This is a genomic window from Nocardiopsis camelliae (genome assembly GCF_028993595.1).
GTDB classification, from domain to species: Bacteria; Actinomycetota; Actinomycetes; order Streptosporangiales; family Streptosporangiaceae; genus Nocardiopsis; species Nocardiopsis dassonvillei.
This window is the reverse complement of sequence record NZ_CP118614.1, coordinates 1,675,765-1,689,812: the sequence shown is the minus strand read 5'-3', so window position 1 is coordinate 1,689,812 and position 14,048 is coordinate 1,675,765. Positions and strand designations below refer to the sequence as shown.

Sequence of the window (14,048 nt, the reverse complement as noted above, 5' to 3'; positions counted from 1 at the left end):
TATGCGAGGGGTGCAGTCGTACGTTCACCTTGCGAGGTCGCGTCCGCGAGCGGACGGGACCGTCCGTGTCCGCGCAGGTGGAACCGGGAGGCGCCCATGTCCGAGACCGATACGGCGCAGGCGGCCGTGGCCGGGCTCGTCCCGCGGCTGCGCCGGATCTGCGGCGAGGACGGCGTGCTCACCGACACCGCCCGGCGCCGCACCTATGAGAGCGACGGGCTGACCCACCACCGCGCCCTCCCCGGCGTCGTGGTGCTGCCCACCACGGCCGACCAGGTCGCCGCCGTCGTGCGCCTGTGCGCCGAGAACGGCGTGCCCTTCGTCCCGCGCGGCGCGGGCACCGGCCTGTCCGCGGGCGCCCTCCCCCACGCTGAGGGCGTCCTGCTGGTCACCTCGCGCATGCGCCGTGTCCTGGAGATCGATATCGAGAACGAGTGCGCGGTCGTCGAACCCGGTGTGGCCAACCTGGACGTCACCCGCGCCGCCGCGCCCCACGGCTACTACTACGCGCCCGACCCCTCCAGCCAGCAGGTGTGCTCCGTGGGCGGCAACGTCGCCGAGAACTCCGGCGGCGCCCACTGCCTCAAGTACGGGTTCACCGTCAACCACGTGCGCGGCCTGGACATCGTCACCCCCTCCGGCGAGCAGGTGAGCCTGGGCGGCAAGAACCCCGGCGCGCACGGCTACGACCTCGTCGGGGCCTTCATCGGCTCCGAGGGCACCCTGGGCGTGGCCACCCGGATCACCGTCGGCCTCACCCGGTCGCCGGAACGCACCGTCACCCTGCTGTCGGCGTTCGCCTCGATGGACGCGGGCGGCCGGGCGGTCAGCTCCATCATCTCCGCCGGGGTGCTGCCCTCGGCCGTGGAGATGATGGACGCGCTGGCCATCGAGGCCGCAGAGAGGGCCGTGGCCTGCGACTACCCCGCGGGCGCCGCGGCCGTGCTGGTCGTGGAGCTGGACGGGCCCGCCGCGGAGGTCGAGGCGCAGCTCGCCGAGGTCACCCGGCTGTGCGCGGAGGCGGGAGCCTTCGAGACCCGCACCGCCGACGACGCCGACGAGCGCGCCCGGATCTGGAAGGGCCGCAAGTCGGCCTTCGCCGCCGTCGGCCGGATCAGCCCCGCCTACATCGTCCAGGACGGCGTCGTCCCGCGCACGGCCCTGCCCGAGGTGCTGCGGCGCATCACCGAACTGTCGGCGGCCTCGGGCATCCGCGTCGCCAACGTCTTCCACGCCGGGGACGGCAACCTGCACCCGCTCGTGCTCTTCGACGACGCGGAGCCGGGCGCGGCGGAGCGGGCCGAGGAGGTCTCCGGGGCCATCCTCGACCTGTGCATCGAGCACGGCGGCTCCATCACCGGCGAGCACGGGGTGGGCGTGGACAAGGCGTGCAAGATGCCGCGCATGTACGGCCCCGACGACCTGGCCACCTTCGACCTGTTCCGCCGGGCCCTGGACCCGGACGGGATCGCCAACCCGGACAAGCTGCTGCCCACCCCGCGCCTGTGCGGCGAGCGGCCCGGGGTGCGCACGGGGGTGCACCCGCTGGTGGAGGCGGGCAGGGCCGAGCAGTTCTGAGGCGCGGGCGGACCGCTGGCACGGGGGAGAACGCGTGACACTCGTCGAGGGACCGGACGCACGGGACGGCGTCCAGCGGGAGGGGACCGGCGCCGACGCGGTGGGCGGCCTCGTCCCCGCGCGCGTGGCGCGCCCCGCCGACACCCGGGGTCTGGGCCGGGTCATGGCGTCCGCCGCCCGGCAGGAGCTGACCGTCGTCGCGCGCGGCGGGGGCACGGCTCTGGACTGGGGCGGCGTGCCTCGCGGGTTGGACCTGCTCGTGGACACCGCCGACCTGTCGTGGGTCGAGCACATCGCGGGCGACCTGGTGGTGGAGGTGGGCGCGGGAACCCCCGTGGCCGAACTGTACGACGTGCTGGCCGCCGCCGGGCAGCGGCTGTCGGCGGACCCCGTGCGCACGGGCGGCACCGTGGGCGGGATGGTGGCCACGGGCGTGAGCGGTCCGCGCCGCCTGCTCACCGGGGCGCTGCGCGACCTGGTCATCGGGATGACGGTGGTGCGCGCCGACGGCGTGGTGGCGCGCAGCGGGGGCCGGGTGGTCAAGAACGTGGCCGGGTACGACCTGGCCAAGCTGCACACCGGCGGCCTGGGCACCCTGGGCGTGATCGCCTCGGTGGCCTTCCGCCTGCACCCGCTCCCCCGGGCCCTGCGCGTGCTGACCCTCCCCGCGTCCTCCGCCGAACACGCCGAGCGCCTGCTGAAGGCACTGCGCGGGTGCACGGCGACGCCCGCGGCGGTCGAGCTGGACTGGCCCTCAGCGAGCCTGCGGGTGGTGCTGGAGGGAACCCCGGACGGCGTCGGGTCGCGGGCGGCCGAGATCGCCGCTGCCACCGGAACGGAGCCCGAGGTGGCCGACGCCCTGCCCGAGGGCTGGGGCGTGCTGCCCGCCGGGGGCGCGCTCGCCCTGGTGTCGGTGCCGCCCGCCGAGAGCGTGCGGGCCGCGGCGCGGGTGCACGACCTGTCCGGCGCGGACGTCAGCGGCTCGGCCCGGGCGGGCGCGCTGTACGCGTCCTTCCCGCCGGGCACCGGGGCCGCCGAGGTGGCGGCCGTGCTCGACGGCGTGCGTTCGGTGCCCGGCTGGACGATGACCCTGCTGCGCGCGGAACCGCACGTCCACGCCGCCGGTGTGGACCTGTGGGGCGAGGTCGCCGGACTGCCGCTGATGCGGGCGGTCAAGGACTCCCTCGACCCCGGACACCGCCTGGCCCCCGGGCGCTTCGCGGGAGGCATCTGAACACGTGCGCACACCCTGGGAGGGCCCGTGACCGACCCGACGACCGAGGACGAGCGCGACCGGTTGTTCTCCGACCTGCTCAACGACTGCGTCCACTGCGGTTTCTGCCTGCCCACCTGTCCCACGCACGTGCTGTGGGGCCAGGAGATGGACTCGCCGCGCGGGCGGATCCACCTGATGGCGCAGACGCACGACGAGGACGTGCTGACCGAGGCCGCGGTCGGGCACTTCGACAACTGCCTGGGCTGTCTGGCGTGCGTGTCCGCCTGCCCCTCGGGGGTGGCCTACGACGCGCTCATCGACTCCACCCGGCACCGGGTGGAGAGGGAGCACGAGCGGCCCGCGGGCGAGCGGGCGCTGCGCGGGGCGATCTTCGCACTGTTCCCGTACCGGCGCAGACTGGGGCTGCTGCGCGGGCCGCTGCGCGCCTACCAGGCCAGCGGCGTCTCCTCGTTGGTGCGGCGTACGGGGCTGCTGGAGCGGGTCTCCCCCGCCCTGGCCACCATGGAGCGCATCTCGCCGCCGCTGTCGTCTCCCCCTCCCGCCCTGCCGGAGCTGGTGCCCGCGGTGGGGCGGGCGCGCGCACGGGTGGGCATGCTGGTGGGCTGCGTGCAGGGCGCGTTCTTCCCCGAGGTCAACACCGCGACCGCGCGGGTGCTGGCCCTGGAGGGCTGCGACGTGGTCATCCCCCGCGCCCAGGGCTGCTGCGGGGCCCTGTCCGGGCACGCCGGGCGGATGGAGGAGTCGGCCGACCTCGCGCGGAGCCTGATCGAGGTGTTCGAACGCGAGCGGGTGGACCGGATCGTGGTCAACTCGGCCGGGTGCGGGTCCAGCATGAAGCACTTCGACCGCACCCTGGCCGAGGCGGGCGCGGACCGGGCCTGGGTGAGCCGGGGGCGCGCCCAGGCCGAGCGGGTCGCGGACCTCACCGAGTTCCTGGTGGAGCTGGGACCGCGGGCCGAGCGCCACCCCCTCCCCCTGCACGTGGCCTACCACGACGCGTGCCACCTCTCCCACGGCCAGGGCGTCACCCGCCCGCCCCGCGCCCTGCTCGCGGGGATTCCGGAGCTGCGGGTGTCCGACCTGCCCAACGGCGAGATCTGCTGCGGCTCGGCGGGGGTGTACAACCTGCTCAAGCCCGAGGCCGCCCGCGAGCTCGGCGACCGCAAGGGGCGGGACGTGGCCTCCACAGGTGCTGACGTCCTGGTGTCGGGGAACCCGGGGTGTTCGCTCCAGATAGCCTCCGCCATGGACCGCGCGGGTTCGCCGGTGGCGGTGACCCACACCGCCCGGGTACTGGACGCCTCCCTGCGGGGGCTGACCGTGGCGCGGTTGCTGGGACGTCGCTGAGCGTTCGGTGGCGGAGGCGGTTGACGGGGGCTCAGCCGTCCTGGAAGCCGAATCCGAACTCCCCCGAACCGGAATCAGCGACGACTTCCACGCTCAACCATCCCGGGAGCGGAATTCAACCCTCCACCGGCTGAGGTCAGCGCGAGCGCACACTCCACGAGCCCGGGCTCAGACCAGGCTCGTCTCGCCCTCGGCCACGATCACGGCCGGTCCGCTCAACCTCGCGCCGTCCGCGTCCAGGAAGACGGTGCACTCGCCCCCCAGGACCCGCACCCTCCAGGTCGCGCCCTCCCCGCGGGGGGTGGCGGCGGCAGCGGCGGCGACGATCCCGGTCCCGCAGGAACGTGTCTCCCCCGAACCGCGCTCGTACACGCGCATCTCCAGCACGCCCGGAGCCACCTCGCGGTACACCTCGACGTTCGCCCCCGCGGGGAAGGCCTCCACGTCCAGCACCGGCAGCTCGCTCAGGTCCACCTCGGCGACCGGCACGGTCACCTCGCAGGCCAGGTGCGGGTTGCCCACGGAGATCTGCTCACCGTGCACCACCTGCCGGGCGAGCTTGGCGGAGGAGGTCCCCTGCATCTCCACACGGCCCATGTCTATGGTGATGCCGCCGTCGGCCTCCACCTGGACCTCCTTGGCCCCGTCGCGGGTGCCCACCTCGAAGCGGTCGCCCTCGACGAGCCCGGCGTGCAGCAGGTAGCGGGCGAAGACCCGCACACCGTTGCCGCACATCTCGGCGATGCTCCCGTCGGCGTTGCGGTAGTCCATGAACCACTCGGAGCGCTCGGCCGTGCGGGCGGCCGGTGCGAGGACCTCGCCGAGGGCGCGCGTGCGCACCACCCGCAGGACGCCGTCCGCGCCGATCCCGGCCCGGCGGTCGCACAGCAGGCGGACGGCCTCCTCCGTGAGGTCGAGCTCCCCGTCGGGGTCGGGGAGGATCACGAAGTCGTTCTCTGTTCCGTGGCCCTTGGCGAATCGCATGCCGACCATCCTAGGCGCGCACGACCACCTCCCCCGTCCCGCTCGCGGTCGGGCCGGGCCCGGGGCTGACTACGCTGGAGGGATGATCAAGGTGATCGCGGTCGTCGGCCCGACCGCTGTGGGCAAGTCGGACCTGGCCGTCGAGGTGGCACTGCGGCTGGAGGAGCGCACGGGACGCCGGGGCGAGGTGATCAACGCCGACTCCATGCAGCTCTACCGCGGCATGGACATCGGCACCGCCAAGCTCAGCGAGGCCGAGAGACGCGGGGTGCCCCACCACCTGCTCGACGTGTGGGAGGTCAGTGAGCCCGCGGACGTGGCCAGCTACCAGGACATGGCCCGCGACCGCGTCGAGCAGTGCGCCGACCGCGACGTCATTCCGGTCCTGGTCGGCGGTTCGGGCCTGTACGTGCGCGCGGTCCTGGACCACCTGAACTTCCCCGGCACAGACCCCGCGGTCCGCTCTCGCCTGGAGGCGGAGCTCGGCGACGTCGGCCCGGGCGTCCTGCACGCCCGACTGGCCGAGGCCGACCCCGCGGCGGCCCGCGCCATCCTGCCGGGCAACGGGCGGCGGATCGTGCGCGCCCTGGAGGTCATCGAGCTGACCGGGGAGCCGTTCACCGCGAACCTGCCCGACCACACCTCCTTCTACCCGTGCACGCAGATCGGCCTGACGGCTCCGCGCACCGAGCTGGACGAGCGCATCGGCACCCGCGTGGACCGCATGTGGGAGCAGGGCCTGCTGGAGGAGGTCCGCGAGCTGGACAAGCTCGGGCTGCGCGAGGGCCGGACCGCCTCGCGCGCGCTCGGTTACGCGCAGGCGCTCGCCCAGCTGGACGGCGAACTGTCCGAGGAGGAGGCCAAGGCGGACACCGCCCAGGCCACCCGCCGGTTCGCCCGCCGCCAGGAGTCGTGGTTCCGGCGCGACCCGCGGGTGCGCTGGCTCCCCCACGACTCCCCCGACCTCGTGGAACGCGCTCTGGCCCAGGTGGAGCGGGCGCTGTCGGGGACCTCGGACGAGCCGGGCGAGGCCCTGGTGGACGTGTCGACCTGGGTGCCCCACTCCGCGCGGTGACCCCGCGGCGGGTCCGCGTCCACCGCACACCCGCCCGAACGTGACGGCCGGGCCCGCCGAGGGCCCGGCCGTCGGTCCTGTACGACCCGCTTCCGCCCTCCCTCCCGAAAACCCTTGCCCCCGCTTCCCCGGTGGCCTACCTTGACTGTGTGACCAGTTTTGAAATCTGGTCACACGGTCAGGGGAAGGGGGTGGGGATATGGTCATCGGCGTCAACACGCGTGGTCAGCAGCACCTCGCATGCCCTCGACTCGCAGGAGTACACCGTGGCCCCATCCACACCCCCGACCGCCAGCGAGCGCGAACTGCGCGCCGACCGCATCCTGGACGCGGCGGAGGAGCTGATGGTCGCCTGGGGACACCGCAAGATCACCATCGAGGACGTCGCCCGGCGGGCCAAGATCGGCAAGGGGACCGTCTACCTGCACTTCTCCACCAAGGAGGCGCTCCTCCTCACGGTGGTCATGCGGGCGCAGCTCGGCGTGCTGCGCCGGATCCTGGACTCCATGCGGGCCTCACCGGAGAACGTCCGGCCCAGCGAGGTCGCGCGCGCCCTCTACCTCTTCCACCTGGACTCTCCGACCATCCGCGCGCTGTTCTCCAACGGAACCGAGTCCCTGGGCAACCTCTCCCGCGACGCGGCCGCCCTGGTCGGCGACACCGTCCGGGAGCGGCAGAGGGCCCTGCGGTCCTACTGGGACATCCTGCGCGAGCACGGCCTGCTCAGCGGAGACCGCTCACCCGACGAGCAGCTGTACGCCTACAACTCCCTGGTCATGGGCCACCTGGTCACGCCCCCGGTACTGGAGGGCCAGGGCATGCACGTGCCCGACCACCGCACGCGCGCCGAACTCATGGCCAGGAGCATCCGTCTGCTCCTGGAACAGGCCGCCTCCCCGGAGGACACCCGTCGGGCCCGGGACAGGGCCCTGGCGCTCTTCTCCGCGCTGGACGAGCGCCTGCACTCAGAGGTCACCCGGCAGAAACAGACGACACGCTCCACCTGAGCCCCGAGGAGGGCCCATGACAGCCGCGACCCCGTCCGACGAACTGATCGACCTGCGCTCCCCCGAGTTCACCGCCGACCCCCTCTCCGTGATCGACCGGGTCCGGGCCGCGGGCGGCTCGGCGCCGGCCCTGTTCGTGGACACCCAGAAGGCCGTCCTCTTCGTCGACGACGAGGACGTGCGGACCATCCTCAGCGACCGGCGCTTCGTGCTGGACCCCGCGAACGTGCCGGGGGACCGGGCCTCCACCACCCGCTCCGACGCGCTCAGGGGGCTGGGCATCCGCCCCGACCTGATCACCTACCTGACCGAGTCCCTCCTGGACAAGGACGGCGGCGACCACACCCGGCTGCGCAAACTGGTCTCGCGCACCTTCACCGTGCGCCGGGTCAACGAGCTGCGGCCCTCGGTCCAGCGCATCACCGACGACCTGCTCGCGCGGCTGCCCGACCTCGCCGACGGGGACGGGGTCGTGGACCTCATGCCGCACTTCTCCTATCCGCTGCCGATCGCGGTCATCTGCGACCTGGTCGGCGTTCCGGAGGAGGACCGCGGGACCTGGCGGGCGTGGAGTGACCAGCTGTCCCGGTTCGACCCCACCAGCCCCGAGCTGATGAACGACGCGCTCGGCGAGATGATCGGCCACATCGAGGGGATGCTGGCCGAGCGCCGGGCCCGGCCGAGCGAGGACCTGCTCGGCGCCCTGGTCAGGGCGCGCGACGAGGACGGCGGGCGCATGAGCGAGAGCGAGCTGATCACCCTGGTGTTCACCCTCGTCATCGCGGGGCACGAGACCACCGCGCACCTGCTGGGCAACGGGGTGCGGGCCCTGCTCGACCACCCGGCCCAGTGGGAGACGCTGCGGCACGACCCCGGGCTGCTGCCCTCCGCCGTGCACGAGATGCTCCGCTACGGGGGCACCGCCGTGGTCTCCAAGGCGCGGTACGCGGCCGAGGACGTCGAACTCAGGTGCGGCCGTCTGGCCGCGGGCGAGCGGGCGATCGCGGTCCTGGCGGGCGCCAACCGCGACCCGAGGGTCCACCCGGACCCGCACCGGTTCGACATCACCCGCCACCGGGGCAGGCCCGGCGAGGAGCACGTGGGGTTCGGCCACGGCATCCACTACTGCCTGGGTGCGGCCCTGGCCCGCCAGGAGGGCGAGGTCGCGGTCGGGTCCCTGCTGGCCGCCCACCCCGGCCTGTCCCCGGCCCCCGGCCGCGAGCCCCTGTCCGGGCGGGTGCCGGGCGCGATGCGGTTGGACAGCCTGCCCGTCCGGCTCTGAGGTCCCGGCCCGCACGCACGCTCCGCGCGGCTCCCGCCGGAGCGAAGGCGGAACGGCCGTCGGCCCGGCCGCGCGGACGGCAGCGGCCCCCGGCGCCGATGCGCCGGGGGCCGCTGTGTGCTCTCGGGGTCAGATCTCGCAGCAGCCGCCCGCCGGGGCGGGCTCCTCGGCAGGAACGCCGATCCGGGGCATGCCCAGGAGCACCTGCGGCTTGCTCTCCTGGACCGGTCGGCCGTTGCGGGCAGCCCAGGCGTCGCCCGCGCGGGTGCGCCGCAGGGCGCGCACGCCGGAGTCTGCCACCAGGTGGTGCGGGGCGGCGTAGGTGACCTCCACGGTCACCGTGTCGCCGGGGCGGGGGTCGTCGCCGTCACCGACCGCGAAGTGCACGAGGCGGTTGTCGGGGGCGCGGCCGGACAGGCGGCGGTGCTCGCCGTCCTTCCTGCCCTCGCCCTCGGCGACCAGCAGCTCGACCTCGCGGCCGACCAGCTTCTGGTTCTCCTCCCAGGAGATCTGGTCCTGGAGGTCGACCAGGCGCTGGTAGCGGTCCTTGACCACCTCCGGCGGGACCTGGTCCTCCATGGTCGCGGCCGGGGTCCCGGGGCGCTTGGAGTACTGGAAGGTGAACGCCATCGAGAACCGCGCCTCGCGGACCACGTGCAGCGTCTCCTGGAAGTCCTCCTCGGTCTCGCCGGGGAAGCCCACGATGATGTCGGTGGTGATCGCGGCGTGCGGCATGGCGGCGCGCACCTTCTCCACGATGCCGAGGAAGCGCTCCTGGCGGTAGGAGCGGCGCATGGCCTTGAGGACCCGGCTCGACCCCGACTGCAGCGGCATGTGCAGCTGCGGCATGACGTTGGGGGTCTCGGCCATGGCCTCGATGACGTCGTCGGTGAAGTCGCGCGGGTGCGGGGAGGTGAAGCGCACCCGCTCCAGCCCCTCGATCCCGCCGCAGGCGCGCAGCAGCTTGGAGAAGGCCTGCCGGTCGCCGAAGCCGCTGCCGTAGGCGTTGACGTTCTGGCCGAGCAGGGTGATCTCGCTGACGCCCTCGTCGACCAGAGCGCGCACCTCGGCGAGCACGTCGCCGGGGCGGCGGTCCTGCTCCTTGCCGCGCAGCGCGGGCACGATGCAGAAGGTGCAGGTGTTGTTGCAGCCCACGGAGACCGACACCCACGCCGCGTACGCGGACTCGCGGCGGCTGGGCAGTGTGGAGGGGAAGTGCTCCAGGGACTCGGCGATCTCCACCTGCGCCTCCCGCTGGACGCGGGAGCGCTCCAGCAGGGCGGGCAGGGAGCCGATGTTGTGGGTGCCGAACACGACGTCGACCCAGGGCGCGCGGCGCACGATCTCGCCGCGGTCCTTCTGCGCCAGGCAGCCCCCGACGGCGATCTGCATCCCCGGGTTGGCGTCCTTGACCGGGCGCAGGTGCCCGAGGTTGCCGTACAGGCGGTTGTCGGCGTTCTCCCGGACCGCACAGGTGTTGAAGACGACGATGTCTGCGGTGGTGTCCTCGGCTGCGCGCGCGTACCCAGCGTCCTCCAGCAGACCGGAGAGGCGCTCGGAGTCGTGGACGTTCATCTGGCAGCCGTAGGTCCGCACTTGGTAGGTACGACTCTGGCTCACGGGACCAGGCTATCCGGTGCCGTGGACCGCGCGGAGACCCCGGGAGGAACCGGCTTCCCCCGTCCGGGGCCTTCCCCGGGGTCCCGCGGCGGACGGGGAGGCGGAGCGCGTCCGGAAGTGGCCGATGTGAGACGCTGGAGAACGGAACCGCGACACGGAGCGACAAACGGTCATCTAACCGTCCAAACCCATAACAGTTTCGCCGATCACGCCGTAACAAGTCTGCTACTCCGCAGACGGACGGCGATTTCGTGATGACACGGCAACATGGACCCATTAGGTTCCCCAACATGACCTCAACTCCTCTCGTCGTGCTGGAGAACGTCAACAAGCACTTCGGCGACCTGCACGTGCTCCGCGACATCGATCTGACGGTTAACTCCGGCGAGGTGGTAGTCGTCATCGGGCCGTCCGGTTCCGGCAAGTCGACGCTGTGCCGCACGATCAACCGCCTGGAGACGATCGACGCCGGCACCATCACGCTGGACGGACAGCCGCTGCCCGCGGAGGGCCGCGGCCTGGCCCGGCTCCGCAGCGACGTGGGCATGGTCTTCCAGTCGTTCAACCTGTTCGCCCACAAGACCGTGCTCCAGAACGTGACCCTGGGCCCCACCAAGGTCCTGCGCATGAACAAGGCCGAGGCCGACGCCCGGGGCATGGAACTGCTGGAGCGCGTCCGGATCGGCAACCAGGCCGACAAGTACCCGGCGCAGCTCTCCGGGGGTCAGCAGCAGCGCGTGGCGATCGCCCGCGCCCTGGCGATGAACCCCAAGGTGATCCTCTTCGACGAGCCGACCTCGGCCCTGGACCCGGAGATGGTCCAGGAGGTCCTCGACGTCATGACCGACCTCGCCTCCGAGGGCATGACGATGGTCGTGGTCACCCACGAGATGGGCTTCGCGCGCCGCGCGGCCAACCGGGTCGTCTTCATGGCCGACGGACAGATCGTCGAGGAGAACACCCCCGACGAGTTCTTCACCAACCCCCGGTCCGAGCGCGCCCAGGACTTCCTGTCCAAGATCCTGACCCACTAGGTTTCCCCGCGTTCTTCGCACGAAGCAAGGAAGAGGTACCCCACATGCGAGTCCGTCGCATCAGCACCATCCTGGGCGGCACCGCGGCCCTGGCCTTCGCCCTCAGCGCCTGTGGCACCGCCGACGTCGGCGGCGGCAGCGGTGGCGAAGGCGGCGGCGAGGGTGGCGGCGACACCATCACCATCGGCGTCAAGTACGACCAGCCCGGCCTGGGCCTGCTGGACGGCGACGCCCCCGTCGGCTTCGACGTGGACGTGGCCACCTACATCGCCGGCGAGCTGGGCTACGAGCCCGAGCAGATCGAGTGGACCGAGGCCGCCTCCGCCAACCGCGAGTCCTTCCTCCAGCAGGGCACCGTCGACATGGTGATCGCCACCTACTCGATCACCGACGAGCGCCGCCAGGTCGTCGACTTCGCCGGACCGTACTACGTGGCCCAGCAGGACATCCTGGTCCAGGCCGACAACGAGGACATCCAGGGCCCCGACGACCTGGCGGGCAAGGTCCTGTGCTCGGCCTCCGGCTCCCGCTCCGCCAACAACATCGTCGACGACATGGGCATCGACGCCGAGCTGCGCGAGGCGGGCAACTACTCCGAGTGCCTGTCCCTGCTGGGCAACGGCACCGTCGACGCGGTGACCACCGACAACACCATCCTCGCGGGCTTCGCCGCGCAGGACCCGGGCACCTACCGCGTGGTCAACAATCCCTTCGGTGAGGAGCGCTACGGCGTGGGCCTGCCCGCCGGCTCCACGGAGCGGTGCGAGGAGGTCAACGCCGCCGTCCAGAAGATGTGGGACGAGGGCTACGCGGTCGAGGCCCTGGAGACGGCCTTCGGCGAGACCGACTTCGCCTACGAGGAGGCCGCTCCCGAGGTCGACGCCTGCCAGTAGGTTCCCCTTCCCCGACCGTGCGCCCCGCGGCGGGGCCGTCCCCGGCCCCGCCGCCCGGCCCTTGACCAGCTGGGACCCATGGAAGCCTTTCTCAGCAATATCGACAGGGTTGTCGACGGTTTCTCATGGACCGTCCGGCTCACCCTCCTCAGCGCCCTCTTCTCCTTCGTCCTGGGCGTCCTGCTCACGGCCATGCGGGTCTCCCCCGTCCCGCTCCTGCGCGGCATAGCCACCGCCTACGTCGAGGGCATCCGCAGCACGCCCCTGACCCTGGTCCTGCTCTTCTGCGGTCTGGGCCTGAACAGCGCCCTGGGAATCGCCCTGGCCGACAGCGTCGCGTGGGACGTGTTCTGGTGGGCCGTCATCGGCCTGTCCGGCTACACCGCATGCTTCGTCTCGGAGTCGCTGCGCGCGGGGATCAACACGATCCCCCTCGGCCAGGTGGAGGCGGCCCGCTCGCTGGGCCTGACCTTCACCCAGAACCTGCGGATGATCGTCATCCCGCAGGCGCTGCGCACCGTCGTCGGCCCGCTGGGCAGCGTGCTCATCGCGCTGATCAAGAACACGACCGTCGCCTCCGTCGCGGGGCTGGGCGTTCAGGAGGCGTCCAGGGAGATGAAGCTCATGTTCGACCAGGGCATCGCTCCGGTCCTGCCGACCTTCGTCGGCTTCGCGATCGGCTTCCTGATCCTGACCCTGCCGACGGGCTACTTCTTCGGCTGGCTCTCCAAGCGCGTGGCGGTGGTCCGATGAGCGCGCAGAGCTCCGTCCTCTTCGACGCCCCCGGCCCCAAGGCCCGCAGGCGCAACGCCATCTACACGGTCGTCACCGTGTTCCTGGCCCTGATCGGCCTGACCATCCTGTACCTGGGGTTCAACGGCTCCCTGCGCGACACCGGGTTCTCGCTGTTCAACCCGCTCACCTGGGGGCTGCTGAGCGAACCGGCGACCTGGGCGGTCAACCCCGCGGGCGAGTGGACTTCGGACAAGTGGGAGCCGTTCCTGCGGCCCGACACCTGGACCGACTACGTCCTCCCGGGCCTGCAGAACACGCTGACCGCGGCGCTGACCGCCTCGATCCTGGCCATCGTCTTCGGCCTGGTGTTCGGCATCGGCCGCCTGTCCGACAAGTGGTGGATCCGCGTTCCGGCCGGGGCCGTCGTGGAGTTCTTCCGCGGCATCCCGCTGCTGATGCTGATCTTCTTCACGATGGCGCTGCCCATCGTGGCCTACCAGGTGTTCGACATCCCCGCGGGCACCTTCCAGGTCTCGGCGCTGGCCGCCGTCGTCACGGGTCTGACCCTGTACAACGGCTCCGTGCTGGCGGAGGTCTTCCGCGCGGGGGTCCTCGCGGTGCCCAAGGGCCAGTCCGAGGCCGCCCAGGCCATCGGGATGACCCGGGGCCAGAACATGCGGATGATCCTCATCCCGCAGGCGATCACCGCGATGATGCCCGCGATCGTGGCGCAGCTCGTGGTCCTGCTCAAGGACTCCGCACTGGGCTACATCATCGCCTTCCCCGAGATGCTGCGCAGCTTCACCCTGCTGGCCACGCGCGAGGGCAACGTGATCCCGGCCGCGATCATCTGCGCGGCCATCTACATCGCCATCAACCTCTCGCTGAGCCGGGTCGCGATCTGGCTGGAGCGGCGCAACGCCCGCCGCGGCAGGCCCTCGGCCAAGCCCGCGGGCGGCGAGGACGTCCCGGTCCGGCCCGCGAGCACCGGCGGCGGCTTCGGCGACGGCGCCGCCAAGGTCAGCGGCCCCGCCGGCTCAGTGGCGGTGGAGCCCACCGTGCAGGAGCCGCTGCCCGACGCGCTGGACGGATCCCGCCCGGCGAAGTCCGACGACGGCGACGACGCGGACGGCGAGGGGGACCGGAAGGACTGACCCCTCCTTCCCCACGGCCGGTACGGCCCCGTGCGCGCCCCCCGGCGCGCACGGGGCCGTCGTCGTCGCGGCCCCGCGGAGGGCGGCGCGCGGAGGGCCCTT

At 72.6% G+C, this 14,048-nt stretch carries 12 protein-coding genes; 10 read left to right on the top strand and 2 right to left on the bottom strand.

The window, feature by feature from the left end:
* Window positions 1–96: 96 nt before the first annotated feature.
* Genes PV789_RS07530 through PV789_RS07520 form a run of 3 tightly spaced genes read left to right on the top strand, consistent with a single transcriptional unit; the run spans window position 97 to window position 4,162 of the window.
* Window positions 97–1,578, top strand: coding sequence for an FAD-linked oxidase C-terminal domain-containing protein (locus PV789_RS07530; protein ID WP_274976750.1), 1,482 nt, complete (start codon window positions 97–99; stop codon window positions 1,576–1,578).
* Between the two features lie 34 nt (window positions 1,579–1,612).
* A complete protein-coding gene (locus tag PV789_RS07525) occupies window positions 1,613–2,812 on the top strand; it encodes an FAD-binding oxidoreductase (RefSeq protein WP_274976749.1) in 1,200 nt (399 codons plus the stop codon).
* A 27-nt stretch (window positions 2,813–2,839) separates the two neighbouring features.
* Entirely contained in the window at window positions 2,840–4,162 is a 1,323-nt protein-coding gene (locus PV789_RS07520; RefSeq protein WP_274976748.1) for a (Fe-S)-binding protein, read from the top strand.
* A 168-nt stretch (window positions 4,163–4,330) separates the two neighbouring features.
* On the opposite strand, the gene dapF is transcribed toward PV789_RS07520, so the two are convergent.
* Window positions 4,331–5,155 (bottom strand): diaminopimelate epimerase, encoded by an 825-nt coding sequence (gene dapF / locus PV789_RS07515; RefSeq protein ID WP_274976747.1) that lies wholly within the window; start codon window positions 5,153–5,155, stop codon window positions 4,331–4,333.
* Between the two features lie 73 nt (window positions 5,156–5,228).
* On the opposite strand from dapF, the gene miaA reads away from it, so the two are divergent.
* The 3 genes from miaA (at window position 5,229) to PV789_RS07500 (ending at window position 8,510) form a co-directional block, all read left to right on the top strand.
* Window positions 5,229–6,221, top strand: a complete 993-nt coding sequence (gene miaA / locus PV789_RS07510; protein ID WP_274976746.1) for a tRNA (adenosine(37)-N6)-dimethylallyltransferase MiaA — start codon at window positions 5,229–5,231, stop codon at window positions 6,219–6,221.
* Window positions 6,222–6,442: 221 nt separating this feature from the next.
* Window positions 6,443–7,228, top strand: a complete 786-nt coding sequence (locus tag PV789_RS07505; RefSeq protein ID WP_368045821.1) for a TetR/AcrR family transcriptional regulator — start codon at window positions 6,443–6,445, stop codon at window positions 7,226–7,228.
* 16 nt (window positions 7,229–7,244) lie between these two features.
* Window positions 7,245–8,510 (top strand): cytochrome P450 family protein, encoded by a 1,266-nt coding sequence (locus tag PV789_RS07500; protein WP_274976744.1) that lies wholly within the window; start codon window positions 7,245–7,247, stop codon window positions 8,508–8,510.
* Window positions 8,511–8,639: 129 nt separating this feature from the next.
* Here the strand turns inward: PV789_RS07500 and miaB are convergent, their stop codons facing one another.
* On the bottom strand, window positions 8,640–10,106 hold the full coding sequence (miaB, locus tag PV789_RS07495; protein ID WP_274978073.1) for a tRNA (N6-isopentenyl adenosine(37)-C2)-methylthiotransferase MiaB: 1,467 nt from the start codon (window positions 10,104–10,106) through the stop codon (window positions 8,640–8,642).
* Window positions 10,107–10,420: 314 nt separating this feature from the next.
* Here miaB and PV789_RS07490 point away from each other — a divergent pair, with 314 nt between their 5' ends.
* From PV789_RS07490 to PV789_RS07475, 4 genes are all read left to right on the top strand, one after another.
* Window positions 10,421–11,164, top strand: a complete 744-nt coding sequence (locus PV789_RS07490; protein WP_274976743.1) for an amino acid ABC transporter ATP-binding protein — start codon at window positions 10,421–10,423, stop codon at window positions 11,162–11,164.
* 44 nt (window positions 11,165–11,208) lie between these two features.
* Window positions 11,209–12,057 (top strand): glutamate ABC transporter substrate-binding protein, encoded by an 849-nt coding sequence (locus PV789_RS07485; protein WP_274976742.1) that lies wholly within the window; start codon window positions 11,209–11,211, stop codon window positions 12,055–12,057.
* A 78-nt stretch (window positions 12,058–12,135) separates the two neighbouring features.
* The gene (locus tag PV789_RS07480) at window positions 12,136–12,810 is read left to right on the top strand and encodes an amino acid ABC transporter permease (protein ID WP_212641023.1); all 675 of its coding nucleotides are present in this window, start codon (window positions 12,136–12,138) and stop codon (window positions 12,808–12,810) included.
* Window positions 12,807–13,946 (top strand): amino acid ABC transporter permease, encoded by a 1,140-nt coding sequence (locus PV789_RS07475; RefSeq protein ID WP_274976741.1) that lies wholly within the window; start codon window positions 12,807–12,809, stop codon window positions 13,944–13,946. The genes PV789_RS07480 and PV789_RS07475 overlap by 4 nt, the downstream gene beginning before the upstream one ends.
* The last annotated feature ends 102 nt before the right edge of the window (window positions 13,947–14,048 follow it).

What these genes read in the sequence shown, in the direction of transcription:
- PV789_RS07490 (WP_274976743.1), top strand. Translation starts at nt 10,421, where the DNA reads ATGACCTCAACTCCTCTCGTCGTGCTGGAGAACGTCAACAAGCACTTC.
- PV789_RS07475 (WP_274976741.1), top strand. Translation starts at nt 12,807, where the DNA reads ATGAGCGCGCAGAGCTCCGTCCTCTTCGACGCCCCCGGCCCCAAGGCC.
- PV789_RS07530 (WP_274976750.1), top strand. Translation starts at nt 97, where the DNA reads ATGTCCGAGACCGATACGGCGCAGGCGGCCGTGGCCGGGCTCGTCCCG.
- dapF (WP_274976747.1), bottom strand. Translation starts at nt 5,155, where the DNA reads ATGGTCGGCATGCGATTCGCCAAGGGCCACGGAACAGAGAACGACTTC.
- miaA (WP_274976746.1), top strand. Translation starts at nt 5,229, where the DNA reads ATGATCAAGGTGATCGCGGTCGTCGGCCCGACCGCTGTGGGCAAGTCG.
- PV789_RS07480 (WP_212641023.1), top strand. Translation starts at nt 12,136, where the DNA reads ATGGAAGCCTTTCTCAGCAATATCGACAGGGTTGTCGACGGTTTCTCA.
- PV789_RS07500 (WP_274976744.1), top strand. Translation starts at nt 7,245, where the DNA reads ATGACAGCCGCGACCCCGTCCGACGAACTGATCGACCTGCGCTCCCCC.
- PV789_RS07485 (WP_274976742.1), top strand. Translation starts at nt 11,209, where the DNA reads ATGCGAGTCCGTCGCATCAGCACCATCCTGGGCGGCACCGCGGCCCTG.